Below are 26464 nucleotides of genomic sequence, written 5' to 3'. Positions count from 1 at the left end.
CTGAAGACTTGTCTGCGCGATTGCATCCGCTGATCGCCCGGCGGCACCAATACCGGCAAGGGGTTCGTGGTTCTTTCGAGAGAGGCGGGAACGATGAAACGTGTACTGACAGTCCTGGTCGGGATGGTCGCCATCTGGGGTGCGGCAGCCTGTTCGGACAACTCGACACCGAGCACCACCACGCCGAAGGCGACAACCACTACCTCGGCGGCACCGACCACCACTATCCCCATCACCACGACGGTGGCACCACCGCTCACCAGCCCGCAGCAGCGCGGCGCCGACGGCTCCACCAACAACAACCTGAGCCCGGAATACTGCGCCAAGAACCAGGATCCGGGCTGCCCGCTGGGCAGTTACATCGGCCCCAACGCCATCCAGAACCCCAACGGTAACGGCACCTGGGTGCCGTGCGAAGGCACAATCTGCACCAACCCGAACTACGGGGCCGGCCCCGAAACCACTCCGCCGCCGGTCGAGCCCACCTCGAGTACTCCGCAGGACAGGGTCGAGGGCGCGCCCTGCGAGGGAGACGGCCGCTGGGTCCACCTCACCGGCGACAACGCCGCGCACTACGGGACCGAATGGCTCTGCCAGCACTGATCGTTCGTAGCGCGACCCCGAGCTGCCATGGTGGCGGACGCGATCCGCCACCATCCGCTCATGAAACCTGTTGATCAGCAGCGGGATTCGCTGCTCGCGACCGCCGAGCCGAATCCGCGTGTCGCCGCGTCGGTTTCGGAGACGAACGGGGTGCTCGAAGAGTTGGTGCGTGGGGCACAGCGCGAAGGTGGCATGGGGACGGATATCACGCCGCCCGAGGTGATTACGATCCTCAACCTCGCCGTTTGCCGACCGGCGGCTCGACGTGACGACCCGATCATCACCGTCGTGCTGGACGGACTGCGGTCGAGCGCTCAGGCCGGGACGAGTCGGTAGGCACCTGCATCACCGACGACGAAACCTGTGGTGGGTGGCGGGAAATGGGTGCCGAGCAGGAGAGTGCTTGTACCGGTGAGGGATTCGAGCAGGGCGCGGCGAGAGGTTTCGGCTTGGTGCGGGTCGATGTCGACGCAGCTGCCGATGGTGGGGTCGGCGAATTGGACGGGGTGGTGGATGCAGTCGCCGGTGATGAGTGCGGCGTCGCCGAGTTGGACGGTGAGGTGTCCGGGTGTGTGGCCCGGGGTGGGGAGTAGGCGCAGTCCGGAGGCTACCTCCAGGCCCGCATCGGGGACGTCCAGGATGTCGAGGAGTCCGGCGTCATTGATCGGGTGGATGGAATCGTCGAACATCTGCTGCCGGGGCTCGTCCATCTTGTAGTCGGCCCAGAATCGCCATTCGGTGCGCGAGGTGAGGTAGCGGGCGTTGGGGAAGGTCGGAATCCATTTGCCGTTGTGCCGCTGAGTGTTCCAGCCGACGTGGTCGGTGTGCAGATGCGTCAGCACGACGAGATCGATGGATTCTGGTGCGTATCCGGCCGCGTCGAGTCGCTGTAGGTAGTCGGTGTCGAGGTTGTCCCAGGCCGGGTTCGCGCGCGTTTTGCCGTTGCCGATGCCGGTGTCGACCAGCACACGCAACCCATCGATCGTCACGGCGAAGGTGTGACTGTTCAGATTCAGGATGCCGTCGTTGTCGGCGAAATCTGGTTGCAGCCAAGAGTTTTCGGCAACCATCTCGGGGGTGGCTGCGGGGAGCAACCAGGCGCCGGTAGGGCGTGGCAGCGCGATCTCGTCGATGCGATGGATGGTGAGGTCGCCGACAGTCCAGGAGGGGGATGTGGTCATGAGAGCTCCTTCGGCTGCGGGTAAACGCTATTGATTTGCGTTAAGCAACGGTAGCTCCTACTCTGACGTTAACGCAAACCGTTCGCGTTTAACGACCACGAGGGCCCATGTCCACTCGCCGCGCCCGAGGTGGCGCACGAAGAGGCAGAAGCCCATCTCCGCAGCTGTCTGACCTGCTCGACGCACTGTGAGGTGACAAGATGAGCCGCAAACCGATGGTCCGTCCTGGCGGGCGAAGCACCCGCGTCCAACAGACAGTCCACACGGCGACACACGAACTGATGGCCGAACTCGGCCGCGACGCGCTCACCGTCCCATTGATCGCCACCCGCGCCGGAGTCACCCCGTCGACGATCTACCGCCGATGGGGTGACCTGCGCGAACTACTCTCCGACGTCGCGGTCGAACACCTCCGCCCGGAAACCGAACCCGAAGACCACGGCACCCTCGCCGCCGACCTGACCGTCTGGGCCGAACAATTCCTGGAAGAAATGAACTCGCCCCCCGGCCGCGCCTACATCCGCGACGCTCTACTCGGCGACCCCGACGGCACCAACGCCGGCCGGTGCTCCGACTACGCCGCCGAACAAATCGACACCATCGTGGCCCGCGCCAACCTTCGCGGCGAATCCGCGCCCGACGTCGAATCGATCCTCGACCGCGTAGTCGCCCCACTGATGTACCGCATACTCTTTCGCCCCAGCGACCTGAGCGCCCACTACGCCCGTCGCCTCGTCGACGACCTGTTCGCCACGCACGCCGGTTAGCACGTTCAGGGGGTGAACGTCTGGCTCTCCAAAAGGCCGAAGGCGGTCTCGGCGCGGGTGACCGCCGCGGGATAGATGTCGTCCGCGCTGTGGCCGGAACGTATCGCCAAGGCGTTGTAGTGCGAGAGGATTCGCTGCGTGCTGAAGACCTGGCCCGCTACAAGGTGTGCGGTGAACTCGTCGCTCGGCTGGCCGGACGCGAGCAGTTCGTCGGCGAGGTCTTGTTCTTGGACGAGCATGAAGCCGGCCAGGTGGGCCATCAGGGCGGGCGTCGAATACAGCAGGTTGTGGAAGGTGATCGCCGCCGGGGTGTCGTTGAGTCCGGTGAGCGGATCGCGGTCGGCGAGGCGGTCGAGAAAGTACTGGCGCAGTGCGCTCAATGCCGATGTGCCGGAGGGGCGTTCGCGCACGACGAGCGCGGAACCTCTGCCTCCGTTGATGAATCGGCGCAGGACGAGATCTTCCTTGGTAGGGAAGTAGGCGAACAAGGTTGGCTTGGATACCTCGGCGGCGGCGGCGATGTCGGCGACCGAGACGCCATCGAACCCGGATTCTTGGAACAGGGCGAAGGCGGCCTCCGCAATCGCCTCACGAGTGCGGCGCTTCTTGCGCTCGCGCAGCCCGGGTTCTTCCATGGATCCAGGGTAGTCAAAATTAATTTGGTATACAAATTGCCTTGGTCATATACTTGACCGAGTTAAATTATTTGCGCTTCAAGGTGGGGGAGTTGCCGTGACCATGCACAATGCCGAGTACAACCAGGTCGAGCCCGAGATTCGCGTCGAACGCGACTATCTGAGTACTTGCCGCGCGGCGCTTGCCCGTATGCGCGAAGAGGCCGTCACCGCGCTCGCCACCGGTAGGGGTACGGGCGACGTCTTCGACAAGATGCAGAACTTCGCCGCGCGGCAGTTCCACAAGAAGCAGATCAAGGAGCTGTCCGATCTCGAGGATGTGCCGTTGTTCTTCGGACGTCTGGACTTCCCGCAAGGTGACGTCTACGACGAAATCCGAAGTGTCGGTTCACCTTCAGCGGCGTCGGACAGTGATCGAGTCTATATCGGCCGCCGCGGCGTGAGCGACGAGGCGGGCGAGCTCATGGTCATCGACTGGCGTGCCCCGCTCTCGCGCGCCTTCTACGAAGCCAGTCCGCGAGACTCGATGAAGGTTCGGGTGCGTCGCCGGTTCGGCTTCGACCACCATGGCGAATTGACCGCCTTCGAAGACGAATCGCTGGACCCGCGGTTCGCGCAGTCCGACGGAAGTGATCTGCTGGCCGCGGACATCGAACGGCCACGCAAGGGGCCGATGCGCGACATCGTGGCGACGATCCAACCCGAACAGATGAGTCTGGTGCGCTCTCCGCTGGAACGCACGCTGTGTATTCAGGGCGCGCCCGGCACCGGAAAAACCGCCGTCGGCCTGCACCGGCTGGCGTATCTGCTGTTCACCGAGCGGGAACGGTTGCAGCGGGAGGGTGGAGTCGCCGTCATCGGCCCCAACCAGGCTTTCCTCGCGTATGTCCGCAACGTCCTGCCCGCCCTCGGCGAAGTCGAGGTCTTACAAACCACCATCGAAGAGCTCACCAACTCGGGCCTCACCGTCACGCGAGACGACGATCCGCACACCGAGCGCATCAAAGGCGACGCCCGGATGGCCGAAGTCATTCGGCGCCACCTGTGGTCACGCATCCGGCCGCTCGACGAGTCAGTGCAGGTCAAGTACCTACAACGCACCTGGCACCTGTATTCCGATGAGATCGCCGAGGAACTCGACGAGGTCCGCAACCGCGGCACCGACTACAGCAGCGGCATCGCACTGCTCGCCCAGCGTCTGGCCCTGCTTGTCCTGCGTCAGATGGAACGGGCTGGGCATCCGAGCAGCACGAGCACACTTGCTCAGCTCTGTCGCAACAAGGCAATAGTCCGTGCCGTCCAGCAGATGTGGCCCGAAACCGATTCCACCCGAATGGTTTTCGAACTCCTCACCGACGCCGACCAACTCGCCGCCGCAGCCGGCGGCATCCTCGCCACCGACGAGCAGCACGCCATCCTGCGCACTCCGCGCCCACGCAGCCTGAAATCCATGACCTGGACCGGCCCCGACCTGGCACTGATCGACGAGGCCTCGGCCATGATCCAACGCCCTGCGAAACTCGGCCACATCGTCGTAGACGAAGCCCAAGACCTCAGCCCCATGCAAATCCGAGCAATCGGCCGCCGCGTCGCAGGCGCCTGCACTGTCCTCGGTGATCTGGCCCAAGCCACCAGCCCCTCGGCCGCCAAAGACTGGACCACCGTCCTCACCCACCTCGCGAAACCGGACGGTCACATCGAAGAGCTGACCCGCGGCTACCGAGTCCCCGCCCAGGTCATCGACTACGCCGCCCGCCTACTCCCACACATCGCGCCCGAACTACGCGGCCCAGCGTCATACCGCCAGTCCGCCGACGCCCTCCAAATCACCAGGGTCGCACCGCAAGACATGACCGACACAATCCTCGCAGCATGCGCCACCGCACTGATCAACGAAGGATCCGTTGGCCTCATCGCCGCCGACCTCGACATCCCAGAACTGCAGAAGGTCCTCTTCGCCAACGGATTACAGCACACCGTCCTCGGCACCAACGAACCGAACACCGACTCCGCCCGCCTGACCCTGATCCCAGTCACCCTCGCCAAAGGCTTAGAGTTCGACACGGTCCTGGTTGTCGAGCCCGCCCGCATCGCCGAGTCGGAAGAACGAGGCCTGCAACGGCTTTACGTCGCCCTCACCCGAGCGGTCAGCAACCTCCGCATCATCCACGCTGACGCCCTACCGGAACCCCTGGTCCAAGAACCCGCGATGAGCGTCTGAGATCCGCGGGCTGGCCCCACATCGTTCCGAGCCTGTTCGGTACGTCGGCCGATCCGAGCGATACTGCGCTGTTCGCGCCAAGGCAGTGACCGGAGCGCTCGATTCGGTGGCGGTCTGCGCCCGGCTCGGTCCTAGTCGGTAGTGACGTGGCACACATATGGTTTCGGAATGCGCGCTTCCTGTCTTTTCGCGCTTCGGATGCTGTTAGTGGTATCCGCGGCACTGCTCGTTGTCACTCCGTATTCTACTGCGGCACAGGCTGATCCGGATGCGGGGGCGGAGGGTGCGGCATGGGCGGCGGCCTACAATGAGCCGTCTCGGTATCCGAATGTGCATATCGACTGGGACGTGCCTGTCACGATGAGTGATGGGACGGTGTTGAAAGCCAACGTCTATCGGCCTGCTGATGCGTCGGGGGCGGCGGTGGCGGAGCCGACGCCGACCATTCTCAATCTCACGCCGTATACCAAACTGGTGTGGAATGTGCTGGATTCGGCGTTGGCGGTGCCGGTGCTCGGTGATGCCATCTTGCAGTTGTTTCGCGACTTCGATCTCACCGGAACGCCTTTCGACGGGATCACCGACATCACCAAGGCGTGGGGTACCGGGCTGCCACGTAACTTGACCGTTGATCGCAACTTGATCAAGTCCGGGTACACCCAGGTTGTCGTTGACGTGCGGGGGACTGGGTTTTCGCAGGGCGTGATGGAGTTCTTCGGCGCGCGCGAGCAGCAGGACTCCGTCGAGGTGATCGATTGGATCGCCAAGCAGCCCTGGTCTACTGGCGATATCGGGATGAGTGGGGTCTCCTATTCCGCGGTCAATCAGATCCAGGCCGCCGATAAGCAGCCGTCCGCGTTGAAAGCGATCTTTCCGGTGGTGCCGGGTAGCGATCTGCTGCGCGACATCCTCGCGCCAGGCGGCGCGCTGCAGATCGGTTTCGTGCCGGCGTGGCTGGTGGGTGTCAACGTCAGCAAGCTCCTACCGGACCTGCTGTCCGCCGTACAGGGGCGGTTCGACTGGAAGTGGTTGGCGGACCGCGTGTCCAGCCCAATGACCTTCTTCGACATGCTGTTCGGCGCATTGTCCGTGCCCGACGTCGGCCAACTGCCCGACAGCGTGCGCGCGTTGCTCAACGACCACAGTCCGCTGCGTGACGGCATGCTCTCGCACCCGGAACGGATCCATACGCCGACCTTCGTCGTCGGCGGGTGGCACGACGTGTTCACCAACACCGAACCCTTTATCTACCAACAGATTCAGCTGCCTCCAGGGCAGAAGCAGTTGCTGATGGACAACGCCTACCACATCAACGTCGGCGCGGATTTCGGCGAACCGGGCTTCCCGCCACGGCTGGATGTCTTGCAGCGGGCATGGTTCGACAAGTGGCTCAAAGGCATCGACAACGGTGTCGACGGCTACGGGCCGATCACCAGCAAGCAGATCGGCGGCGGCTGGACCAGCACCGACCAGTTCCCGCGCGCCGGTGTCGAATACCAGCGGATGTACCTCAACGCCGCACCGAGTGGCACCGCCGACACCAGCGTCCATGACGGAAGCCTCACCATCACAAACGATTCCACGCCAGGTCGGTTGACCGTCGCGCCGGGCATCACGAGTATCTGCTCCAACGACACCGCCGTCGTGACCGCCGGTGCGGCCTCGATCCTGTCCGGCTGCGCGAAAGACGCACGGCCCCAAGAACTCAACGGACTGACCTTCACCAGCGCACCCGTCAACGAGCCGACGCTGATCTCCGGTCCGGTCAACGTCCATCTCAACACCGTCCTCGACGCCGTCGACGGCTACTGGACCGCGACCATCAACGACGTCGCTCCCGACGGCCGCTCAACAGTGCTGGCCACCGGTCAGCTCACCGCCTCACTGCGCGCCATCGATCCCGAGCGAAGCGTGCGCTCCCTGAACGGCGACCTGACCACGCCCTATCTACAGCTGACCCTCGGCAGCCGCCAACCGATCCTCCCCGGCGTGCCCACGACCCTGGACATCGGCCTCACGCCGACCGATGCCGTGCTGCAGCCAGGCCACCGGCTACGGGTGGACGTCTTCGCGGGCAACCTCCCGAAGGGACTGCCATTGATGCCCATGCTGGTCGACAGCCAGCTGAAACCGCAGCACCTACAACTCGACCCGAGCGAACCGAGCTTCGCCAACGTGCCGGTCGGCGGCCGACCAGCCTGGTGATCCGCAGCGCGACTCTCGCGCAGTGGTCGGCCATCGGCGAGGATGTCGGTGCTCGGTGCAAGACTCCGGGGCATGAGATGGGCGGTGGCCGAGACGGACGGTGGGGGTGCTCGTTTGTGTCCGCTTGACCAGGACGGTCGACCGGCGGGTCCGGTGGTCCGCGAGTCCTCGCTCGCCGAGGCGGTGCGGTCGCGTCCGGAGGTCGAGCGGTGGGTGTGGCGATCCACGGCGGAGGTCTACCGCTCGCTGCTGGCGGCCGGGGTGCGGGTCGAGCGCTGCTATGACGTGCAGGCTGCGGAGGCACTGCTGATCGGGCACGAGGAGGGTCAGTCCGGACAGGCTCGTTCGCTGGCGGCGGCCTGGGCGCGACTGCACAACCTGCCTGTCCCGGCGGACGCGCCCGCGCGGGCCGCGGAGACTCAGCCGTCGCTGTTCGAGTCGGGCCCGGTGCCACTGCCACCCGGCACGGACGAATTCACCGCCCTGCTGGCGGTTTACGCGGGACAGATTGCCCGTACCGCGAAGGCTGAACATCCGGACCGAATGCGGCTGCTCGTCGCCGCCGAATCGGCGGGCATGCTGGTGGCCACGGAGATGTCCCGAGCCGGAATCCCTTGGCGCGCGGACGTGCACCGCGAGTTGCTGGACAAGCTGCTCGGCGAACGCTTCCCGAGCGGCTTGGAGCCGCGCAAGATGGCGGAATTGGCCGACCAGGTATCGCGTGCCTTCGGTGGCGTGCGCGTCCGACCGGACCTGCCCAACGACATCATCAAGGCGTTCGCCCGCGCCGGAATCTTGTTGTCCTCCACCAGGAAATGGGAACTCCAGCAGATCGATCACCCTGCGGTCGCGCCCCTGCTGGAATACAAATCGCTCTACCGCCTGCATACCGCCAACGGCTGGGCCTGGCTCGAACAATGGGTGCACGACGGCCGTTTCCGTCCCGAATACCTGCCCGGCGGAACAGTTTCCGGCCGCTGGACCACCAACGGCGGTGGCGCCCTGCAGATTCCGAAGGTGATCCGGCAAGCGATCCGCGCGGACCCTGGCTGGTCCCTGGTGGTCGCCGACGCCGCCCAGATGGAGCCGCGAATACTGGCCGCGATCTCCCGCGATCCAGGACTGATGGAGGTCGCCGGTCGCGGCGAAGACCTCTACGCGGATCTGGCCGCCCGTGCCTTCGGCGGCGACCGCGCCCAAGCCAAAATCGCACTGCTAGGCGCTATTTACGGCCAAACCTCCGGCGATGCCCTCACCCACATGGCCGAACTCCGCCGCCGCTATCCCATCGCGATGGCCTATGTCGACGAAGCGGCGCGCGCCGGCGAGCAAGGTCGCCTGGTGCGCACCTGGCTGGGCCGCACCTGCCCACCGGCCTCGGTCACCTCGCCCGAGCAGGCGGAGCTATCGCAGGAGCAGGTCAACGGCTACGGCAGCTCCGCCGCAGCCCGCGCCCGAGGCCGCTTCACCCGCAACTTCGTGGTCCAGGGCAGCGCCGCCGACTGGGCCCTACTGGTGCTGGCGGGCCTACGCCACGCGATGAGCCAAGCCGGCCTCCGCGCGGAACTGGTCTTCTTCCAACACGACGAGGTGATCGTGCACTGCCCCGCCGAGGAGGCCGCGACCGTCGCCGAAATGATCACCACCGCGGCAGACGCCGCGGGCCGCATCACCTTTGGTCCCATCCCGGTCCGGTTCCCGTTCACGACCGCCGTGGTGGAGTGCTACTTCGACGCCAAATAGAACTAGGCCTGGACGCCCATAGTGATCAACGCCGTGGCGGAGGTGATATAGGTATCGATCCCCTCCGCTTCGCGATTTCCGGTGGCGGCCTGGAGGATTCGCATGAAGATGATGCCGACCATCGCGCGTGCGGTGCTGTCGACGTGTAGTTCGGGTCGACTATCTCAGACCAGAGCTGCGCGGCCCTGTGCGTAGGCGACGAGGTGCTCCGCGTCGATCGGCGCGTCCTGATCCGGGAGACATGTAAGTAGCCGGCTGACCGCCTCGTCCAGTTCCGGTCCTGGTCCGCGGTCGGCGAGCAGGACGACGATCGCCTCCCAGGTTGCGTACTGCGGGTTCGGGTCGGTCAGTAGTTCGTCGAGGTATCGGTCGGGTTCCAGCAGTCGAAGCGCGCGGCGCGCGTAGGCGTGCACGCGTTTGGGTAGCTCGGCGCGGATGGTGTCGATATCGGCCTGTAGCGCGTGTCGTCCCGGTTGGGACGGATCGACTCCCAGCGACCACAATTCGGTCAGGTTCTCCGGCATGCCCTGATCGTTGATCAGGCCCGGTCCGCTCGCCTGCTCGATCGGCACAGGCGGGCGACCGAGCCGCGCATTGCGCCAGTTGTGGAACTCCCACCAGGCGGTCGGTGTCGCGCTCAGACACAGGCCGAATCTGAGCACCTGCTGCCCGTCGGTCCAGGTGCGCAGCGTCCGGGTGCGCCCGACGGACGCCACACCATCGGGCAGGACGCGCACCCAGGTGTCCTCCGAGCCGTCGAAGCCATACGGCTGCAGCAGCTTGCCGGTCTCGCGCATTAGTCGGCGCAGTGCCGAGTCTGTTCCGACCATGTCAGCAGGTTAGCGCCACCTACCGACATAATCGGATCAGCATGCATCGCACCGTGTTTCGCCCGATACGGAGGATGCTTGTTCGGCTTACTTCGATTCGACCCGGCCGAGCGGGTCCGGGCCGCCGGTCAGCGCGTCACACGCCGCCTGCCACGCGGTATCGCCCGGGTAGAACTCGGCGCGGAGGTAGGCCGAGGTGAGTCGTTGGACCGCAGCCACTCGCTCGGGATTCTCGTCGGTGGTCTCGGCGACGTCGTATCCCGAGATCCCGCCGAGCCCGTGCTCCGCGTCGAACAGAGTGAGTAGGGACTTGGGGCCGGGGGCGAGGAAGTACGGATCGGCGTGCCAGTCCGGGCCCGCAACGGTCAGGTGCGCCGAGGCGTCCTTCTCGCCGGCGACCACCAGAGTCGGCGTCGTCATCTCGGAGAAGTCGGTGGCCGCGAGGAAGGGGTAGTTCTTGGCCACGGCCTCGGTAACGGCATCGCCGCCTCGGCCGGGCGCGGCAAGCAGTACGCCCGCCGTGATCCGCGGCTCGGTCAGGTCAACTTCGGTTCCGTCCGCCGGATCGATGAGCCGCGCGCCGAGCAGCAGGCTCGCGGTGTGCCCGCCCATCGAGTGCCCGGCCACGGCCACCTTGGTGCGGTCCAGACGTCCGCGGAGTTCCGGAACGGCATCCTCGAGCGCATCGAGCTGATCGAGGATGTTGTGCATGTCCTCGGCGCGCGATCGCCAATACAGCGGCGCCCCAGGGGTATTGGGGTCCAGCTTCAGCGTCGTGGAGCTGAGATGGGTCGGCTGGATCACGACGAAACCGTGCGCCGCCCAGAAGTTGACGAGGGGCGCGTAGCCGTTAAGTGAGGACAGGTGGTTCGAGTGGCCCTGACCGTGCGAGAGCAGGATGATCGGCAAGTCGCTGCCGGTCACCGGCGCCGAGACGCGCATCTGCAGGTCAACGGCGCGACCGGGAGTCGGCAGCACGACCGGACTGACCGACAGAACCGGGGTGGCGGAGCCGAAAGTGTCGGCGGGGTAAGTGGATTCACTCATGATGCGGTTCCCTTCGAGGGCCTCGACCGAGGCATTCACAAGCGTCCGCTGTGGCTATAACGAAGCGGAGCGCTGTTCCAAATAATATACGGAGCAGTGTTCCGATTTGTCAACGCCGGTGCTGGCGGGCAGTAAGGCGTGACCAGGCGATGATTTCGGGACGTTCGCGACGTCCACATTGGTGAGGACTACCAGGAGGAATCGATGACCGACGCACACCCCTCGGACATCCCCGACGACCGGGATGCCGCGCTCGAACGCCTCGAACCGCTTGTGGGGCGATGGGAGGCGGAAGCTTTCTTCGAGGCGGGCTTCTTCGGGCCCGGGGCCCCGGCTCTCACCGATCGGAGCGGCAGGACGACCTTCGAATGGATGAAAACCAAACGGGTCCTTGTGGAGCGGTCGACCGTCGACAATCCCATGGCGCCGGATTCGATCGTCATCATCGAGCCCGGCCGGGACGGCGAATTCGTCCGGCACTACTACGATTCCCGTGGCGTGAGCCGCACCTACCAGATGAGCCTGGACCAGAGCACGTTACGCATGTGGCGCATGGAACCCGGCTTCTCCCAACGGTATTCCGGCACCTTCAGCGCCGACGGTAATCAGATCACCGGCGCGTGGGAGAAATCCGCCGACGGCACCGCGTGGGAACACGACTTCAACCTCTCCTACTTCCGTATCGCGCCTGAGTAGTCAGGGGAGCGGGATGAGGGTTGCGGGCATGGGGGTGCCGGTGATGCCGACCGGGTGGCTCAGCAAGCGGCCCGCGGTGGTGATCAGCAGGTTGCCTCCGTCGAACGCGGCTGAGGAGACGAACCCGTCGGGGAGGTCGATCTGCGTGTCGAGTCGCCCGTCCGGAGTGAATCTTGCTACGGCACTTCCGCTGCCGAGCGCGACCCAGACGCCTCCTTCGACATCGACGGCGAGGCCATCGCATTCGCCGACCGGTGCTGTCGCGAAGACGTGCGTTTCACCGTTGTCTATCAACAGGATTCGGCTCTCGGCATATTCGCAGACATAGAGGGCTTGCCCGTCCGGTGTGAAGCCGAGTCCGTTGGGCCAGCGGATGTTGTCGGCGGCGATCGAGACATCGCCCGTCGGACCGATCCTGACGACTTCGCTCGGCCCGGCGGGCTCGCCCCGCTGTGGCTGGTGCCGCAGAACTCCGACGTACAGTGCGCCGTCGGCCGCGACGGCCAGATCGTTGAAACCCGTTGCGCCATCCAAGGTAAGGATCTGCCGCGTCACCGAGTCGGTACCGAGGTAGCACACGTCGCGCCCGGTCATCACCACGCCGCCATCGGCATGCCACACCAGCCCACCGATTCCCCGCCGCGCCGCGAGCACGGTCTCCGTACCCTGTTCGCGATAGCGATAGACCCCGCCGCCGGTGACATCGACGAACAGGACGCTACCGTCGGCCCCTACCAGCGGCGCCTCGAGCAGCCCAGTCGTTGTATACAGCGATGTCGGCATATCGTCTCCGATCGGTCCACGTTGCCAAGGAAGACAAGCCCACGCCAACCCGAAGATGAGCCTGCTCCACCGGTAGCACACTCTCCCACGGCACACGCGTCGAAACCCCACACCCTCTGCATAAGCCGCACCCAGTACACAGGGTGTCCGGCCCACACAACCGGTGTCCGGCCCCCACTCGCCACGCTGACGGCAGAATCTGCACCCTCACTCGGGATCGGCACTCGAAATAGGGCCCTAAAGCCAGTGCGGGTCCCGAGTGAGGGTGCAGATTCTGTGGTGATATCGGTCTGGGAGCGCCTGGGCGGGAGGTCAGGCCATGGCAGGCATCGGCATCGGCGCGGTGACGCGCCAGGTGGCCGGGACGTCGCGCATGAGCAGCGTGCAGTCGAGAGTTGCGCTGCCGCTGGGGAATCGGGTCTGGTCCTCGAAGTAGGTGGACCGGACGGCGTGGGTATGGGCCGGGTGCACTTGCCATTTGGCTGTGTTCAGCTCGAGGCCGTCGAGGCGGTGGCCGTCGCGGCTGGCGGAGAAGCCAACGGAGCCCTGGCGGAAGAACTCTGAGGCCGTGGTCAGGTCGGGGAACAGTTCGCTGCCCTCGAATTCATCAACCGTGCGGACGTCCACACTGACCTGGGTTGTGTTGTCCTGGCTCGTGAATGCGACGTGCAGGTCGTGCTGACTCTCCTTGACGTCGAACCGGGCCAGGCTGTGCACACCGGGGAACAGACGCCCGCCGAGCAGCACATTCAGCGATGATCCGCTGTCTCGCTGCGGAATATAGACACCACTCTCGACCCCATCCGGACCGTCCCATTCGACGGCGATCCGATGCGCCGCGTTCTCGCTGCGCACGCCGATCGAGCCGGGCAGCCCGACCGGACGGACCTGACCGAGCCGAACCAGGCAGATCCCCGCAACCGCCCAGTCGCCGACCAACTGTGGTCGCAGCGGTGCAGGTAGCAGGCCTGCCGCAACCTCGGGTTCGACGCGGTAATTGACCAAGAGCCGTCTCTCGATAACGCTCGAAATTTGCGGCATCATGTCGCGAATCCTCCCTCGGGAGGCGGCTTCGCCACGGTCGCGGCGGATACCGACTCCCGCTCAATTCGACCGTAATCCGCATCGCCCTGCGACGCACCGAGAGCTTCGTCGCAGACGACAACGGCGGGCCCGGCCCGAAGGCCGAACCCGCCGTTGCCGACGAACTCAAACGATCATCAGGGCAGTCGCGACTCGATCGCCTCGATGATCCGCGGCCGGAGCTCGGCGGCGCTGATCACCGCGTCGACCGAACCGACCTCGACCGCACGGTGGATGTTGTGCACCTTGTCGAATTCCGCGGCGACCTCACTGAGCTTCTCCGTGCGCACCGACGACCGAGTCTCGTCGAGCTCGGCGGTCAGCGTCGCCCGGTCGGTGCCGGACGCGTTCGCGGCCCGCGCCGCCAGGTCCCGCACCCGCGCATCGGCCGCGGTACGCCGGTTGACGTCACCCGCGAACACCACCGCGGCGGCCGGCGCGCCACCGAGCACCGAGGCGAACGAACCCTCCAGTGCCAGCACGGTCATATTCGGGTTCAGCTGCTTCGAGAACACCACGAACGCGCCACCGTGGTACCGCGAGATCACGCAGAACACAATGGGCCCTTGGAAGTTCACGATCGCGCGGCCGATCTCGGCGCCGTACTCCAGCTGCAGCTTCTTCATCGATTCCGGCGAACCGTCGAAGCCGGACAGGTTGGCGAGCACGACCAGCGGACGATTGCCGCTGGCCCCGTTGATCGCTCGCGCGGCCTTCTTCGACGACTGCGGGAACAGCGTGCCCGCCGTGTAGGTGTCCGGCCCGTCGGTGGACGGGAACCCGCGCCGCGGCACGCCCCGCGACTCGATACCGAGCAGGCACACCGGGATACCGCCGAGGTGCGCGTCCTGCACCACGGCCGTCTCGGCGTCGGCCATGCCGGCCCAGCGCTCCAGCACCGGGTGGTCCTGGTCGGAGACGGCCCGCATGACGGACCGAATGTCGAAGGGCTTCTTGCGATCCGGGTTCGCGGCGGCCGAGAAGATCTCGCCGACGGTCCGGAAGTCGCTGTCCGCCAACGCATGCGGGAAGTCGGAGACGTCGCGATCGATGGGATCGCTCGACTGCGACCGGCGCGGCCCCTGCTCGCCGGGTGCGATGTAGGTGTGGTCGTAGTGCGACATCAGCACGTCGCGCGCCGCGGCCAGATCCGGCGCCCAGTACTGCGCCTGGCCGTTCGGACCCATCACCCGGTCGTAGCCGCCGATACCGAAGTTGTCCTCGGCCGAGACACCACCGGAGAAGTCGAGCGCCTGCTTGCCGGTGAGCACCATCGCGGAGTCCGGCGTCATCACCAGGATGCCCTTGGTGTGCATGAGCATCGTCGCTTCGGCGTTCCAGTACGGCTGCGCGCCGACGTTGATGCCCGCGACCACGATGTTGATTTCGCTGCCGTCCTGGGTGAATTCGACGATCCGCTTGAGCGCGGCCGCCACCCAGTCCATGTTCTCGGTGCCGGACTCCATGGAGATCCGAGCGCCGGAGGACAGCGCGTACCACTCCAGCGGTACCCGCATCTGTTCGGCGAGATCCAATGCCGCGATGATCCGGCGGCATTCCGGTTCCGACAGCGCGCCAAGCGATTTCGTCGGATCGCCGAGCAGGATCACCCGGGTGACACCCTCGGGATACTGTGCGGTCGGCGTGCTGACCACACCCGCCACGATCGCCGCGGTGTTGCGTCCCTTGGGCCGGTCGACCGGCACCAGCGCGTGGTTGGCGTCGAGGTCGTATTCGGCGAATTCGCCGAGCTGACCGGTCAACTCGTAGGGGTACACGGTGCCACGGCTGCTTGCGCGCAGCACCTTCTGCCGGTACTCGTCGAGCGGCTCGACCACCTCGTCGGAGCGCTCGCCGACGGTCACCTCGGTGGCGTCGAAGCCGATCCGCAGGGCGACCTTGGTCAGCTCGCCCGTCTTGGGATCGCGCTGGCGGGCGATGAGCAGGATCTCCTCCAGCCCGGCACCCGCTGTCGTCGGACGCACATGCCGGACAACGGTTTCCAGCTCGGCCGGGGTGACGTCGATCGGCGGCCAGATGTACATCACGATGCGGTTGGTGTTGAACCGATTCGCCGACGGCCGCAGCGACTGGGCCCGGCGGATCGAGTCGAGGCAGGTCGCGATGGCGATCTCGGCGGTCGGCAGCGCGAGCAGTCTGCCGTCCTGCTCACGCAGCGCGGCCAGGTCGCGTACCTGCGCGAACGCGATGAGCCGCTCGTCCGCCGGGTTCTCCTTGGCGACGCAGCGGAACAGGTACACCTCTTCGTCGTCGGAGGACGGCAGCCGGGTGAGGTCGAACTTGCGCAGCCGCTGCATCTGCATCCGCTGGGCGATGTACGGGTGCAGGCCGCGGATGAGTCGTTCCTCGGCCATGCCGGTGGCCGACGGACGGAAGGTGAAGTGGTGGTGCATCACCGCGCCGCCGCTACCGGCGACCGCGACGGTGATCCGGTGCACCTGGCTCGGCAACGTGTAGGCGCCGAGGACCTCGTGCAACTCCGCCGCCATCGCGTCGAAGTCCGCAGGCTGCTTCTCCCAGCTGAGGTAGATGTCGGCGTCGATGGACGCGGCACCGCTGGCGAGTTCCTTGAGCCCGCGCAACGCGGTGTCGAGCGCGTCGAAGCGCACCGCCGCGGACACCAGGCTCAGACCGCGTCGCTCGGCGATCACGAAGGTGCAGCCGCCGACCTCGTGGGTCCGCACACCGGCGAGACCCTTGTTGCCGTAGTACCGACGGGTCAGCACCTCCAGCATCACCGTGTTGTCCTGGTTGCCGCGCACCAGCCGCTGACCGAGCAGCCGCACCAGCGGCTCGGTGCTGCGCACCATGTCGGAAATGCGCTCGGCGCGATCGGCCGACTCCGGCTGAGCGTCCAAGTGGCGCAGGTGCTTACGGATGTTGGTGTACACCCTGGCGCGGTTGCGCCGCAGCAACGGCTGGCCATACCAGGCGTACACCAGGCCGCGCGCGAGGTCGGCGATCACGGGAACGCGAATCTGCGTCGCCGCCACCAGCCGCTCCAACGCCAGGCCGACCGGCTCGCGCAACGCACGATCCGGCATCGGCTCCTGCAGCCACTCACGCAGCAGCGTGGTGATCACGGTGACCGTGTCTGACGGACGCTGCTGCGCGAGGAAGATGCGGAACACCGCCGCTTCGAGCTCGGGCGAACGTTCCAGCTCGGTGACGCCGTAGTGCCCGAGCGCGTTGGCGAGCTTGGCCTGGAACGACTCCGGCAGCCCGGCCCGCTCGACGTCGAGGCTCTGCAGATAGGTGTGGAAGTACTCACGCGCGCTGTGCACGTGGCTCTGGCTGCCGTCCTCGTCCGACGAGCGGTTCTGGCTCAGCTCGGCGAGGTCGGCGAACACCTGCATGAGTTCGAGTTCCTCGGCGAGCGGCCTGCGACCGTCCGCGAGGGCGGCCCGGCGCGCGGTGAGGTAGTCGCTGAGCACGCGACTGTCGTCGTGCGGGTCGACGTCGTAACCGAGCAGCAGGCTGCGCAGGTCTTCCTGGCCGCGGGTGGTGCGTTCGTGCGGTTGCACCTGCGCGGGACCGACAGGCAGGTCCAGCTCAACGGTCCCAACGGCTTCGGCCTCGGCTTCGTCCGCATCGCCGAGCGGCTCGAGCCACAGCAGCGGTGCACCGGTCTCCACCTGGGTGCCGACGGATACGGCACATTCCTTGACCCGGGCCTTGAACGGCGCGCGCAGCACCGTTTCCATCTTCATGCTCTCCAGCACGAGTACCGGCGCGCCTGCCTCGACCTCGGCACCGACCTCGAGCGGCGTCGCGACAACCAGCGCGGGCGCGGGGGAGCGGACAACGCCACCCTCGTCGCGGCTGATCCGATGGGTCACGCCGTCGACGTCGACGAGGTGGACCGGTCCGTGGGTGCCGGTGGTCAGGCGGTAGCGGGTGCCGTTGACCAGGATCTGCCCGGTGTGCCGGTCGAAACGCTCCAGATCGACGTCGGCGGTGCGGATGTCGCCGCTCGCCTCGATGCCGATGCGGAACCGGTGCGCACCGATCCGCGCGACGCGCACGCGGTAGCTCGCGCCGCGCAGCTTGAGATCGAGCGGCCGACCGCTCTCGTGCTGCACCTGCGGTCGCCCGCCGGAAGCGGTGGACAGCAGCCGATGCTGTTCGGCCCGCTCGTCCTCTTCATAGGCGTCGATGGCGGCCGCGGCCAGCGCGATGGCGGAGTGCCGATGCGAGACGAGCCTGCCTTCGCCGCGAACGCGGTCGATCCAGCCGGTGTCGGCGCTGCCGTCGATCACCTCGGGCTGGTTGAGCAGGTCGAGCACGAAGCTCTTGTTGGTCGCGCCGCCCTCGATGATCACCCTGGTCTGCGCGACGGCCCGGCGCAGTCGGCCGAGCGCCTGCTCGCGGTCGCTGCCGTAGGCGATGATCTTGGCGATCATCGAGTCGAAGTCGGCGGGGATGGTGTCGCCCTCGCTGACACCGGTGTCGACCCGGATGCCAGGGCCCGCAGGCAGATTCAGCCGCGCGATGCGGCCGGGGGCGGGTGCGAAGTCGCGGTCCGGGTCTTCGGCGTTGAGGCGGGCCTCGATGGCATGTCCGCGCTCGACGGGCATATCGCCCTCGAGCCGGCCACCGGAAGCCACGTGCAGCTGCGCCCGGACGAGGTCGAAACCGGTGGTGTACTCGGTGATCGGGTGCTCGACCTGCAGGCGGGTGTTCACCTCGAGGAACGCGAACAGCTGGTCGCCGGGGTGGTAGAGGAACTCGACGGTCGCCGCGCCGCGGTAATCGACCGCGATGGCCAGCCGCTCGGCCGAGGCCTTGAGCTCGGCCGCCTGCTCGGCGCTCAGCACCGGTGACGCCGACTCCTCGATGACCTTCTGGTTGCGCCGCTGCACCGAGCAGTCGCGCACGCCGAGCGCCCATGCGGTGCCCTGGCCGTCCGCGATCACCTGGACCTCGACGTGCCGGGCGCCGGTGACCAGTCGTTCCAGGAACACCACGCCGCTGCCGAACGCGCGTGCGGCCTCTTGCCGGGTGCGCTCGTACGCGTCGACGAGGTCTTCGTCGTTGGTGACCACGCGGATACCGCGCCCGCCACCACCGGCGGTCGCCTTGAGCATCAGCGGGTAGCCGATCTCGGCCGCGGCGGTCATGGCGGCTTCCACGGTCTCCACCGCGCCGCGGCTCCACGGCGCGACCGGCACGCCGACTTCCTCGGCGATCAGCTTGGCGCCGATCTTGTCGCCGAGCTTGCGCATGGCATCCGGGCTCGGGCCGATGAAGGCGACGCCGATCTGTTCACACAGTTCCGCGAACGCCGGGTCTTCCGCGACGAAACCCCAGCCGACCCAGGCCGCGTCGGCGCCGGTCGCGACCAGCGCCTGCTCCAGCGCCTTCAGATCGAGGTACGGCCGCGCGGCGGCGGGCCCGAGGTCATAGGCGATATCGGCCTCGCGTACGAACGTCGCGTTCCGGTCGACGTCGGTGTACAGAGCGACGGTTTCGATCGGACGCGCGGTTGCCGCGGCCAAATCTCGGACGGCGTGGATGAGGCGCATTGCGGCCTCTCCCCGGTTCACGATGGCGATGCGGCTGAACACTCGCCGACTCCTTCCTCTCCAGAGCTGGCCCGAGCAACGGGCGAAGGTTACAACTCACGGTCCCGCGTAGTGTGCACCTCTAATCCAAATATGTGCACAGCGAACGGGTGTTACCGGCCCGTAGCGTGTGAGAAGCCGGGGTCGGCGGGTCCGGGATGTGGTTCGCCCGACGGGTCGGCGTCCGGAATCGGGCCGGTCGCGTCGATGAATCACATTGGGTACAAACAGTATCTGCCTTCGGTTGCGGATCCGCTTGCTCCGGCGGTGGAACCGGACATAGGTCCGGTGCGCGACGATCTCGCGGTCCGTCCGGCTGGCGAGCGAAGTGGTTGTATTTCGGTTCGCCGGTGGCGTTAACTCGATAATCAGTCTGTTGAGCGGGGGTGTGGATCGCCGTGTTGGTTGGTCGTGAGGTCGAGCGTGACCTGGTTGCGAAGTTCGTCCTCGGACAGGCCGGCGACCAGCCGGTATTGGTTCTCCGCGGTGAACCGGGCGTCGGGAAGACCGCCCTGCTGGAGATGGCCGCCGATATCGCCGCGGCCGAAGGTCTGCGGGTGTTGCGGGCGGCGGCGCTCGAGTATGAGGCCGAGTTGAAGTTCGGTGCGCTCAACCAGTTGCTGCATCCGCTGATGAGTGACATCGATGAACTCGGTGTCGCGCATCGAGACGCGTTGCGCGTGATCATGGGGCTGACATCGGGACCGATGCCGTCGCAGTTGATCGCGGGCGCGGCGACGCTGGCACTGCTGCAGGTGTCGGCGGAACAGGGCACCGCGCTGCTGCTGATCGTCGATGACGTGCAGTGGCTGGATTTGTCCAGCACGATGGCGCTGAGTTACGCGGCCCGGCGCTGGACCGGCAACATCCGGATGCTCGTCGCGGTGCGCGCGGAATCCGACGACGGCTTCACCCGCAGCGGTTTCCGGGTGCACGATTTGGCGCCGCTGGACGACAGCGACTCCGACGAACTGCTGCGCGCGGCGTATCCGGCGCTGACCGCGCGGGTGCGCCGACGCCTCCGCGCCGACGCGCACGGCAATCCGCTGGCGCTGCTCGAATTGCCCGCCGCCTTCGAGAACGGCACGTCCCCGGCGAATCTGCCTGCGGTCTTGCCGCTGACCGATCGGCTGCAGCGCATGTTCGCCGATCGGCTCGCGGGGTTGCCCGCGGGAACGCGGCGGATGCTGTTGTTCGTCATCCTCGCCGGTGCCGAGAACAGCCTGACCCTGGACGACTGCGCGCCGACACCGGCGGGGATCGCCGATCTCCCGGCGGCCGAGCGCGCGGGGATCGTCCGGGCGAACACGCGGACCGGCCGGGTCGAGTTCCGGCATCCGCTGATCCGCGCGGCGGTCATCGAGCAGTCGACGAGCGGGGATCGCCGCGAGGTCCATCGCATCCTCGCCGAGGCCTTCGCCGGGGACCCGCAGCGCCGGGCCTGGCATCTCGGGCAGGCCGCGGTCGGCCCGGACAGTGAGATCGCCGCCTCGCTGGAATCGTTGTCGCAGCAGATGATTCGGCACGGCGACAGCAGGCGAGCGACCGCCGCGATGCTGCGGGCCGCCGAGTTGAGCACCTCGGAGTCCGATCGGGCCCGGCGCACCGCCCGCGCGGCGTATCTCGGTGCGTCGATCACCGGCGACCTCGCCGACACCTCGCGGCTGCTGCTGGATGCGAACCGCACGGAGGTTCGCGAGACGCCGTCGCTGGAAGTGGCGGTCGCTGCGGCCGCCCAGCTGCTCAACGACGAGGGCGACGCCGACACCGCAGGCCGGTTGCTGCTCGCGACTATTCGGGTGCACAAGAGTGCTATCGATTCCGGCTCGGACACCATGGTCGAGGCACTGCACACGCTGCTGTATGTCGGCTTCTACAGCGGACGGCCGGAACTCTGGGACGACATCGGCGAGGTGCTGGAGCTCGCCGAGCCGAAGCCGACGGACACGCTGTCGTTGCTGCACCACGTCTTCGTCAATCCGGTGGAGGCGACACCGGCCGCGCTGCGGCAGCTCACCGACGCACTCGACGGACTGCGCTTCTCCGCCGATCCGTTGCGAATCGTCCGGGTCGCGACGGCCGCCGCCTATGTCGATCGCGTCGCCCTGGCCCGCGAATCCTTGTGGCGGGTGATCACCGACGGTCGTGGCGGCGGCGCGGTCGCCAAAGCCATCGAGGCATTGTTCCTGATCGCACAGGTCGATTTCTTCGAAGGCGACTGGGCCGAGCTGATCGACGTCACCGCCGAGGGACAGCAGCTGTGCGCCGAATTCGGCTACACACTGGTCGCCGGGCCGGGCAAATTCCTGCACGCACTCGTCGATGCGGCCCGCGGCCGAACCGACGCCGCCGACCTGGCGGCCGAGGAATTGCTGCTGTGGGCCGCACCGCGACACCTCGCCACCTATGCCGGGTACTCGTCCCACATCCGGTGCCTGTCCGCGCTCGGCCGGTCGAGCTTCGACGAGGCGTACCGGCACGCCGCGTCAGTCAGCCCGCCGGGGAGTTTTCCGCGCTACACACCGCACGCGCTCTGGCTGGTTCTCGATCTCACCGAGGCAGCGGCCCGCAGCGGCCGGATAGTCGAGGCGCGGGCCCATGTCGAAGCCGCCGTCGCGGCCGGTTTGCCAGAGCTTTCCAGCAGGCTCCGGATGCTGACCAAAGCCGCACTCGCCGTTACCGATCCACCCAACTGGCGCAGTGTGTTCGAGGAGGCGTTGGCCACCCCGGACCACGATCGATGGGTATTCGATTGTGCCCGAATAGAACTGCTGTATGGCGAACGCCTGCGCCGCGAGCGCGAACCAGCAGCCGCCCGAGCCCATTTGACCGCCGCGTCGCAAACCTTCGAACGGCTGCAAGCGATTCCGTGGCTGGAACGGACTCGAGCGGAACTGCGCGCGGCGGGCGACTCCGCGCCCGCCGACGTCCGCGGCTCGGCGTTGACACCGCAGGAACTGGCGGTCGCCGAACTGGCGGCTTCGGGGCTGACGAACAAGGAGATCGCCGAGCGCCTGTTCCTGTCGGCACGGACGGTGTCCACCCACCTGCATCGCGTCTTCCCGAAACTCGGCATCACCACTCGCAGTGCGCTGCGCGACGCGATGAGTCGGCAACCCGGCTGATATACGTCATTTGACGGATTCACCGCTCCGACCAGGGAACTAGATTCGGTTGTGCCGAACAGCAATTCACTGCAGAGGAGACTCGGTATGAGCGCGCAGAGCAAGACAGTTGTCCTGGTTCACGGAGGTTTCGTGGACGGGGCCGGATGGCGAGGGGTCTATGACAACCTCACCCAAGATGGATTCACCGTGCGCGTTGTGCAGAACCCGACCAAGTCACTGGCCGACGACGCCGCGACCACGCGGCAGATCCTCGACGAGATCGAGGGCGAGGTCGTTCTCGTCGGACACTCGTACGGTGGCGCGGTCATCACCGAGGCGGGCACCCACGACAAGGTCGCCGCGCTCGTCTACATCACCGCGTTCGCACCGGACAAGGGCGAGTCGGTGAACACCCTACTCGGCACCTTCCCGCAGGACGGCCCGCAGCCCCCGATCCTGCCGCCGCAGGACGGCTACCTCTTCCTGGACCGGGCGAAGTTCCACGAGTCGTTCGCCGGCGACCTGTCCGCACAGGACGCGGCGTTCCTGGCCGACTCCCAGGTGCCGTGGGGCCTCGAGGCGCTCGGCGGCCCGATCAGCGAGGCGGCCTGGCGGCTGAAGCCGAGCTGGTACCTGCACGTCACCGAGGACAAGATGATCCCGCCTGCCGCGCAGGCCTCGATGGCCGAACGGATCGGCGCGACCGTCGTCGAGACGCCCGGCAGCCACGCGGTTTACGTATCCCGCCCGGACGTGGTCGCGAACATCATCCGCAGCGCAGCGGCTTAACTGCGGAAGCCGCAGATCCTCAGCTGGCAGGCACTTGTTGCTGGAACCAGGTGAGGATCTGTGGCAGCGCGGTTTTCGCGGTGGCGGTGTGGTCGATATTGCCGAGGTCCTGCAGGGTGGCGTTGTCGCTGTGCAGGGCTTGCAGGCAATGTTCGGCGTTGGCGAAGGCCACGTTGTGGTCGCCGGTGGCGGCGTAGAGGTGGACCGGGACGCGCGGGGTCCAATCGCAGGTGCCGTCGCTGTCGGTCATTGCCTTCAGGGTGGCGCCGGTCGGGTTCTGCGCCAGCGCGATGAACTGTGGCGTCAGCAGTTGGTCCGGGGTGGCGGGCAGGGCGGTGCTGATCGCGGTTTCGTCGTGCTCGCCGTCGAAGAGCCCGTCGACCTTGTCGGCGTAGGGCTCCTGGAAGGCTTCGGTCGGGTTGTCGTAGAGGTGATAGATCCGGTTCATGCTGGTGACCCAGTATGCGAAGTAGAACACTGCCGACGCCGGTGCGACCCGGCCGTCGAGTCCGGCGGGCGTCTCGACGTGCTGCACGTCGTAGGGGCCGCTGATCGGTGCGAGTGCGGCGAGACCGAATCCGAACTCACCTACGGCCCAGGCGATCCCGTCTGCCGTGCGGACGACACCGCGCACGGCGTCTATGTGGTCGCCGAGGGCGATGTCGAGGTTGACTTCGGCGGCGTATACGAACGCGCCGCGCTGACCCGAGGCGCAGTCCTCGGCAGCCACGATCTGTTCTTCGATGCCAGAACCAGCACGGTCACCGCCATGACTCCGGTCCGCCTCTACTACCTCGATCACTACCGATACAAGACCTTCCTCTACGCCTTCCCCGACGTCATGATGATGATGCTCGCCGACTTCGTCAGTCGCTGGGAGCAATTGGAGGACGTCCTCGGCGCCGCCGCGCTGACCGGCGCGCAGCGGATTTTGCGGTCGCGCAGCAGCGGTGACGTCGCATCCTGACGCGCGGATCGGTCGACAGCAGCGACTTTCGCCGGATTCAACTGGGGAGCACCGGCATTGTCTCGACGTCCCGGCAGCGATACTGTGCGGCTATGAGCGAATCTCGGTTCCGCCGCGGTCTCGTGCAGCCGCTGTTGCTTTCCGCCGTGGTCGCGCTCCTTCTCGCGTCGGCCGCCTGTGGTGGCACCGGCGAAACCCAGGCCAAGCCAAGCGATCCGCAGGCAACGAGCGTCGAGGTGAACCAGACCGGCGGCTTCGCCGGTGTCGACCAGCTCTACACCGTCGACGACAAGGTCGATAACCAGCGCCGCGGCAGCCTGTTCGACATGGTCGGCAGCCCGGACTTCCAGACGCTGACCGACGCCTACACCGGCCCCAACGACTGCCGGGATTCGTATTTCTACACCGTGACCGTCACCTACCGCGACGGCACCAGCAAGCGCGTCACCACCGACGAATGCAACGAATCTCCTAAATTGCTGACCGACGTTATCGCCCTCACGAAAGAAATCGGGCAGCGTAAGGACGGGAAGTAGCCGCTCCGCGCTACACCGGAGCGAGTGTCCGGCGTCACCCTGCGCCGACGGTTATGCGTGGTTGAATAGCCGAACCGTATGCAGCGTGTCCTGACGGACCGCTGAGCGAGGCCGAGTTTTGGGCACTGCCCCGATTCAGGAGGTCGTCGTGGCTGAAAGGTTCGAGGTTCTCCTGCACGGCCCCATCGACGCTGTTTTCGACCTGATCACCCAGGCGAGATTCTGGCCGCAGTGGCACCCGTACACGCGTTCGGTCGGCGGTGTCACCGAACGCCCCTTCCGGTTGGGCGATGCCATATACGAGCACGGCGTGACCGACGGTATCGACTTTCACCTCTATTGGGAGGTGCGCGAGTACGAGCGCCCGTGGCGAGTGATGCTGTATGACCGCGGGCACGACGCCACCCTGCGATACACCTTCGAGGAACGTGGCACGGAGACGCTCTTCAGTCGCGAGCAGTGGATCAACCCTGATAGTGCGCACGGAGTTGCCAACACCCCGGTGTCGTTCACCGATCGCGTGGCAGAGGCGTCGGAAGCCGCGGTCATCTGGCTCGCAGATCACATCAATGGACTGCTGGAAGCCGAAAAGGTCAGCATCCCGCCGAGGGAAATCGCCGAGGGTGTCGTCACGGGGGAGTGACTATCGCACGGGCGGAGGTGGCGATGAGTTCTTCGATGTGGCACGGGATTTCGGTGTTCGTACCGAGGTAGCGCCGGACGATGGAGTAGGGGAGATCGATCACGGCGATGACCACCTTGTCGGTGGCGTGTTCGGCCGGTTCGAGTCGTCGAGCGACGGTGGTGATGGCGGCGCGGAACGCGGTGCCGAGTTCGGTGTTGCGGGTGGTTTGGTCGGGGGTCCAGCGGTCCGGTGCGTACCCGGCGGGGCCAGCGAGTAGGACGTGCGCCTCGTCGGGGTGGTCGCGTGACCAGGTGAGTACGTACCGGGCAGCATCGACGCAGGCCTCGATCGGATCGTCGGCCGCCAACAGCGGTAGCAAACCGGCGTGGAACCGTTCGAGGGTGCGTACCCAGAGCGCCCCGCTGAGTGCCGCGCCGGTGGGGAAGCGGTGATACACCGATCCGCTCGGTGCCCCCGAAGCACGGACAACCGCTTTGACCGACAAGCCGCTCACGCCCGCCGCCGCGACGATCCGAGCCGCGGTATCCAGCAGCAGATCGGTGTCGTATATCGCAGGCCGTGGCATATCAGCAATCCTACAGCTAGTATTAGAGATGACTCTCTAATACTAGCTGGGAGGAATCATGAACACAGCAACGGAAACCGCCGAACAGCTCTACACCGCACTGGCGAAGGTCGATATCGACGGACTCAAAGCCCTGCTGACCGACGACTTCGTCGGCGAGATCAGCGCGGGCATGCCGCACGGCGTCGCCGGACCGCACCACGGTCCGGAAGACATGGTTCATCGGATGTGGGGTGTGCTCGGCAAGGTCTACGACATCCACGTCGACCCCAGCGAATACCTCGCCGTCGGCCCCGATCGCGTCGTCGTACTCGGCCGCTACTGGGGTCCGGCGCGTAACGGCGACACCGAGGTCGACGCCGCCTTCGCGCACATCATCACCACTCGCGGCGAACAGATCTCGCACCTCGTGCAGATCACCGACACCGCACGCTGGGGCTTCACCCCCGGCTCCACCACCCGCTGACGCGAACAC

General features: G+C 66.5%; 22 protein-coding genes. 13 read left to right on the top strand and 9 right to left on the bottom strand.

Features of this window, described 5'->3' with window-relative positions; genetic code table 11:
* The first annotated feature begins 93 nt into the window (after window positions 1–93).
* The gene (locus ACIBK2_RS04145) at window positions 94–603 is read left to right on the top strand and encodes a hypothetical protein (protein ID WP_396963436.1); all 510 of its coding nucleotides are present in this window, start codon (window positions 94–96) and stop codon (window positions 601–603) included.
* A gap of 60 nt (window positions 604–663) precedes the next feature.
* Window positions 664–939 (top strand): hypothetical protein, encoded by a 276-nt coding sequence (locus ACIBK2_RS04140; RefSeq protein WP_396963434.1) that lies wholly within the window; start codon window positions 664–666, stop codon window positions 937–939.
* Here the strand turns inward: ACIBK2_RS04140 and ACIBK2_RS04135 are convergent.
* The gene (locus ACIBK2_RS04135; RefSeq protein ID WP_396963432.1) at window positions 918–1784 is read right to left on the bottom strand and encodes an MBL fold metallo-hydrolase; all 867 of its coding nucleotides are present in this window, start codon (window positions 1782–1784) and stop codon (window positions 918–920) included. The two genes, ACIBK2_RS04140 and ACIBK2_RS04135, sit on opposite strands and share 22 nt — an antisense overlap.
* A gap of 200 nt (window positions 1785–1984) precedes the next feature.
* On the opposite strand from ACIBK2_RS04135, the gene ACIBK2_RS04130 reads away from it, so the two are divergent.
* Window positions 1985–2551 (top strand): TetR/AcrR family transcriptional regulator, encoded by a 567-nt coding sequence (locus tag ACIBK2_RS04130; RefSeq protein WP_396963430.1) that lies wholly within the window; start codon window positions 1985–1987, stop codon window positions 2549–2551.
* A gap of 5 nt (window positions 2552–2556) precedes the next feature.
* Here the strand turns inward: ACIBK2_RS04130 and ACIBK2_RS04125 are convergent, their stop codons facing one another.
* A complete protein-coding gene (locus tag ACIBK2_RS04125; protein WP_396963428.1) occupies window positions 2557–3186 on the bottom strand; it encodes a TetR/AcrR family transcriptional regulator in 630 nt (209 codons plus the stop codon).
* Window positions 3187–3289: 103 nt separating this feature from the next.
* Here ACIBK2_RS04125 and ACIBK2_RS04120 point away from each other — a divergent pair, with 103 nt between their 5' ends.
* The 3 genes from ACIBK2_RS04120 to ACIBK2_RS04110 all read left to right on the top strand — a co-directional run bounded on the left by ACIBK2_RS04120 (window position 3290) and on the right by ACIBK2_RS04110 (window position 9355).
* Window positions 3290–5407, top strand: coding sequence for a HelD family protein (locus ACIBK2_RS04120; protein WP_396964036.1), 2118 nt, complete (start codon window positions 3290–3292; stop codon window positions 5405–5407).
* A 168-nt stretch (window positions 5408–5575) separates the two neighbouring features.
* Window positions 5576–7612, top strand: coding sequence for a CocE/NonD family hydrolase (locus ACIBK2_RS04115; protein ID WP_396963427.1), 2037 nt, complete (start codon window positions 5576–5578; stop codon window positions 7610–7612).
* Window positions 7613–7684: 72 nt separating this feature from the next.
* Entirely contained in the window at window positions 7685–9355 is a 1671-nt protein-coding gene (locus ACIBK2_RS04110; protein ID WP_396963426.1) for a bifunctional 3'-5' exonuclease/DNA polymerase, read from the top strand.
* A gap of 164 nt (window positions 9356–9519) precedes the next feature.
* Here ACIBK2_RS04110 and ACIBK2_RS04105 read toward each other — a convergent pair whose 3' ends face one another.
* Together ACIBK2_RS04105 and ACIBK2_RS04100 are read right to left on the bottom strand one after the other, a co-directional pair.
* Window positions 9520–10185: a hypothetical protein gene (locus ACIBK2_RS04105; protein WP_396963425.1), complete on the bottom strand. Its 666-nt coding sequence runs from the start codon at window positions 10183–10185 to the stop codon at window positions 9520–9522.
* 87 nt (window positions 10186–10272) lie between these two features.
* Complete coding sequence (locus ACIBK2_RS04100; RefSeq protein ID WP_396963423.1) at window positions 10273–11232, bottom strand: alpha/beta hydrolase family protein; 960 nt, start codon at window positions 11230–11232, stop codon at window positions 10273–10275.
* A 204-nt stretch (window positions 11233–11436) separates the two neighbouring features.
* Here ACIBK2_RS04100 and ACIBK2_RS04095 point away from each other — a divergent pair, with 204 nt between their 5' ends.
* Window positions 11437–11928: a hypothetical protein gene (locus ACIBK2_RS04095; protein WP_396963421.1), complete on the top strand. Its 492-nt coding sequence runs from the start codon at window positions 11437–11439 to the stop codon at window positions 11926–11928.
* Here the strand turns inward: ACIBK2_RS04095 and ACIBK2_RS04090 are convergent, their stop codons facing one another.
* The 3 genes from ACIBK2_RS04090 to ACIBK2_RS04080 form a co-directional block, all read right to left on the bottom strand.
* The gene (locus tag ACIBK2_RS04090; RefSeq protein WP_396963419.1) at window positions 11929–12711 is read right to left on the bottom strand and encodes an SMP-30/gluconolactonase/LRE family protein; all 783 of its coding nucleotides are present in this window, start codon (window positions 12709–12711) and stop codon (window positions 11929–11931) included.
* Between the two features lie 312 nt (window positions 12712–13023).
* Window positions 13024–13755 carry a DUF2071 domain-containing protein gene (locus tag ACIBK2_RS04085; protein WP_396963417.1) on the bottom strand — a complete coding sequence of 244 codons (732 nt, stop codon included), beginning with the start codon at window positions 13753–13755 and terminating at the stop codon, window positions 13024–13026.
* Between the two features lie 176 nt (window positions 13756–13931).
* Window positions 13932–19382, bottom strand: coding sequence for a carboxyl transferase domain-containing protein (locus tag ACIBK2_RS04080; RefSeq protein WP_396963415.1), 5451 nt, complete (start codon window positions 19380–19382; stop codon window positions 13932–13934).
* 395 nt (window positions 19383–19777) lie between these two features.
* Between ACIBK2_RS04080 and ACIBK2_RS04075 the strand changes: the two genes are divergently transcribed.
* Together ACIBK2_RS04075 and ACIBK2_RS04070 are read left to right on the top strand one after the other, a co-directional pair.
* On the top strand, window positions 19778–22504 hold the full coding sequence (locus tag ACIBK2_RS04075) for a LuxR C-terminal-related transcriptional regulator (protein WP_396963413.1): 2727 nt from the start codon (window positions 19778–19780) through the stop codon (window positions 22502–22504).
* Window positions 22505–22591: 87 nt separating this feature from the next.
* The gene (locus ACIBK2_RS04070) at window positions 22592–23275 is read left to right on the top strand and encodes an alpha/beta fold hydrolase (protein ID WP_379288274.1); all 684 of its coding nucleotides are present in this window, start codon (window positions 22592–22594) and stop codon (window positions 23273–23275) included.
* 19 nt (window positions 23276–23294) lie between these two features.
* On the opposite strand, the gene ACIBK2_RS04065 is transcribed toward ACIBK2_RS04070, so the two are convergent.
* Window positions 23295–24005, bottom strand: a complete 711-nt coding sequence (locus ACIBK2_RS04065) for a hypothetical protein (RefSeq protein WP_396964058.1) — start codon at window positions 24003–24005, stop codon at window positions 23295–23297.
* Here ACIBK2_RS04065 and ACIBK2_RS04060 point away from each other — a divergent pair.
* The 3 genes from ACIBK2_RS04060 to ACIBK2_RS04050 all read left to right on the top strand — a co-directional run bounded on the left by ACIBK2_RS04060 (window position 23919) and on the right by ACIBK2_RS04050 (window position 25421).
* Window positions 23919–24242 (top strand): hypothetical protein, encoded by a 324-nt coding sequence (locus ACIBK2_RS04060; RefSeq protein ID WP_396963410.1) that lies wholly within the window; start codon window positions 23919–23921, stop codon window positions 24240–24242. The two genes, ACIBK2_RS04065 and ACIBK2_RS04060, sit on opposite strands and share 87 nt — an antisense overlap.
* Window positions 24243–24334: 92 nt before the next feature.
* The gene (locus ACIBK2_RS04055) at window positions 24335–24778 is read left to right on the top strand and encodes a protealysin inhibitor emfourin (protein ID WP_396963408.1); all 444 of its coding nucleotides are present in this window, start codon (window positions 24335–24337) and stop codon (window positions 24776–24778) included.
* 148 nt (window positions 24779–24926) lie between these two features.
* Window positions 24927–25421 carry an SRPBCC domain-containing protein gene (locus tag ACIBK2_RS04050; protein ID WP_396963406.1) on the top strand — a complete coding sequence of 165 codons (495 nt, stop codon included), beginning with the start codon at window positions 24927–24929 and terminating at the stop codon, window positions 25419–25421.
* On the opposite strand, the gene ACIBK2_RS04045 is transcribed toward ACIBK2_RS04050, so the two are convergent.
* Window positions 25408–25989: a TetR/AcrR family transcriptional regulator gene (locus ACIBK2_RS04045; protein WP_396963404.1), complete on the bottom strand. Its 582-nt coding sequence runs from the start codon at window positions 25987–25989 to the stop codon at window positions 25408–25410. The genes ACIBK2_RS04050 and ACIBK2_RS04045 overlap by 14 nt on opposite strands.
* A 58-nt stretch (window positions 25990–26047) precedes the next feature.
* Here ACIBK2_RS04045 and ACIBK2_RS04040 point away from each other — a divergent pair, with 58 nt between their 5' ends.
* Window positions 26048–26455, top strand: a complete 408-nt coding sequence (locus ACIBK2_RS04040; RefSeq protein ID WP_396963402.1) for a nuclear transport factor 2 family protein — start codon at window positions 26048–26050, stop codon at window positions 26453–26455.
* Window positions 26456–26464: the final 9 nt, after the last annotated feature.

Source organism: Nocardia sp. NPDC050175 (genome assembly GCF_044459885.1).
Classification (GTDB): domain Bacteria; phylum Actinomycetota; class Actinomycetes; order Mycobacteriales; family Mycobacteriaceae; genus Nocardia.
This window is presented reverse-complemented; position numbering and strand designations above follow the sequence as displayed.

What these genes read in the sequence shown, in the direction of transcription:
- ACIBK2_RS04055 (WP_396963408.1), top strand. Translation starts at nt 24,335, where the DNA reads ATGAGCGAATCTCGGTTCCGCCGCGGTCTCGTGCAGCCGCTGTTGCTT.
- ACIBK2_RS04085 (WP_396963417.1), bottom strand. Translation starts at nt 13,755, where the DNA reads ATGATGCCGCAAATTTCGAGCGTTATCGAGAGACGGCTCTTGGTCAAT.
- ACIBK2_RS04125 (WP_396963428.1), bottom strand. Translation starts at nt 3,186, where the DNA reads ATGGAAGAACCCGGGCTGCGCGAGCGCAAGAAGCGCCGCACTCGTGAG.
- ACIBK2_RS04095 (WP_396963421.1), top strand. Translation starts at nt 11,437, where the DNA reads ATGACCGACGCACACCCCTCGGACATCCCCGACGACCGGGATGCCGCG.
- ACIBK2_RS04105 (WP_396963425.1), bottom strand. Translation starts at nt 10,185, where the DNA reads ATGGTCGGAACAGACTCGGCACTGCGCCGACTAATGCGCGAGACCGGC.
- ACIBK2_RS04120 (WP_396964036.1), top strand. Translation starts at nt 3,290, where the DNA reads ATGCACAATGCCGAGTACAACCAGGTCGAGCCCGAGATTCGCGTCGAA.
- ACIBK2_RS04145 (WP_396963436.1), top strand. Translation starts at nt 94, where the DNA reads ATGAAACGTGTACTGACAGTCCTGGTCGGGATGGTCGCCATCTGGGGT.
- ACIBK2_RS04100 (WP_396963423.1), bottom strand. Translation starts at nt 11,232, where the DNA reads ATGAGTGAATCCACTTACCCCGCCGACACTTTCGGCTCCGCCACCCCG.
- ACIBK2_RS04115 (WP_396963427.1), top strand. Translation starts at nt 5,576, where the DNA reads ATGCGCGCTTCCTGTCTTTTCGCGCTTCGGATGCTGTTAGTGGTATCC.
- ACIBK2_RS04110 (WP_396963426.1), top strand. Translation starts at nt 7,685, where the DNA reads ATGAGATGGGCGGTGGCCGAGACGGACGGTGGGGGTGCTCGTTTGTGT.
- ACIBK2_RS04040 (WP_396963402.1), top strand. Translation starts at nt 26,048, where the DNA reads ATGAACACAGCAACGGAAACCGCCGAACAGCTCTACACCGCACTGGCG.
- ACIBK2_RS04140 (WP_396963434.1), top strand. Translation starts at nt 664, where the DNA reads ATGAAACCTGTTGATCAGCAGCGGGATTCGCTGCTCGCGACCGCCGAG.
- ACIBK2_RS04070 (WP_379288274.1), top strand. Translation starts at nt 22,592, where the DNA reads ATGAGCGCGCAGAGCAAGACAGTTGTCCTGGTTCACGGAGGTTTCGTG.
- ACIBK2_RS04135 (WP_396963432.1), bottom strand. Translation starts at nt 1,784, where the DNA reads ATGACCACATCCCCCTCCTGGACTGTCGGCGACCTCACCATCCATCGC.
- ACIBK2_RS04045 (WP_396963404.1), bottom strand. Translation starts at nt 25,989, where the DNA reads ATGCCACGGCCTGCGATATACGACACCGATCTGCTGCTGGATACCGCG.
- ACIBK2_RS04130 (WP_396963430.1), top strand. Translation starts at nt 1,985, where the DNA reads ATGAGCCGCAAACCGATGGTCCGTCCTGGCGGGCGAAGCACCCGCGTC.
- ACIBK2_RS04090 (WP_396963419.1), bottom strand. Translation starts at nt 12,711, where the DNA reads ATGCCGACATCGCTGTATACAACGACTGGGCTGCTCGAGGCGCCGCTG.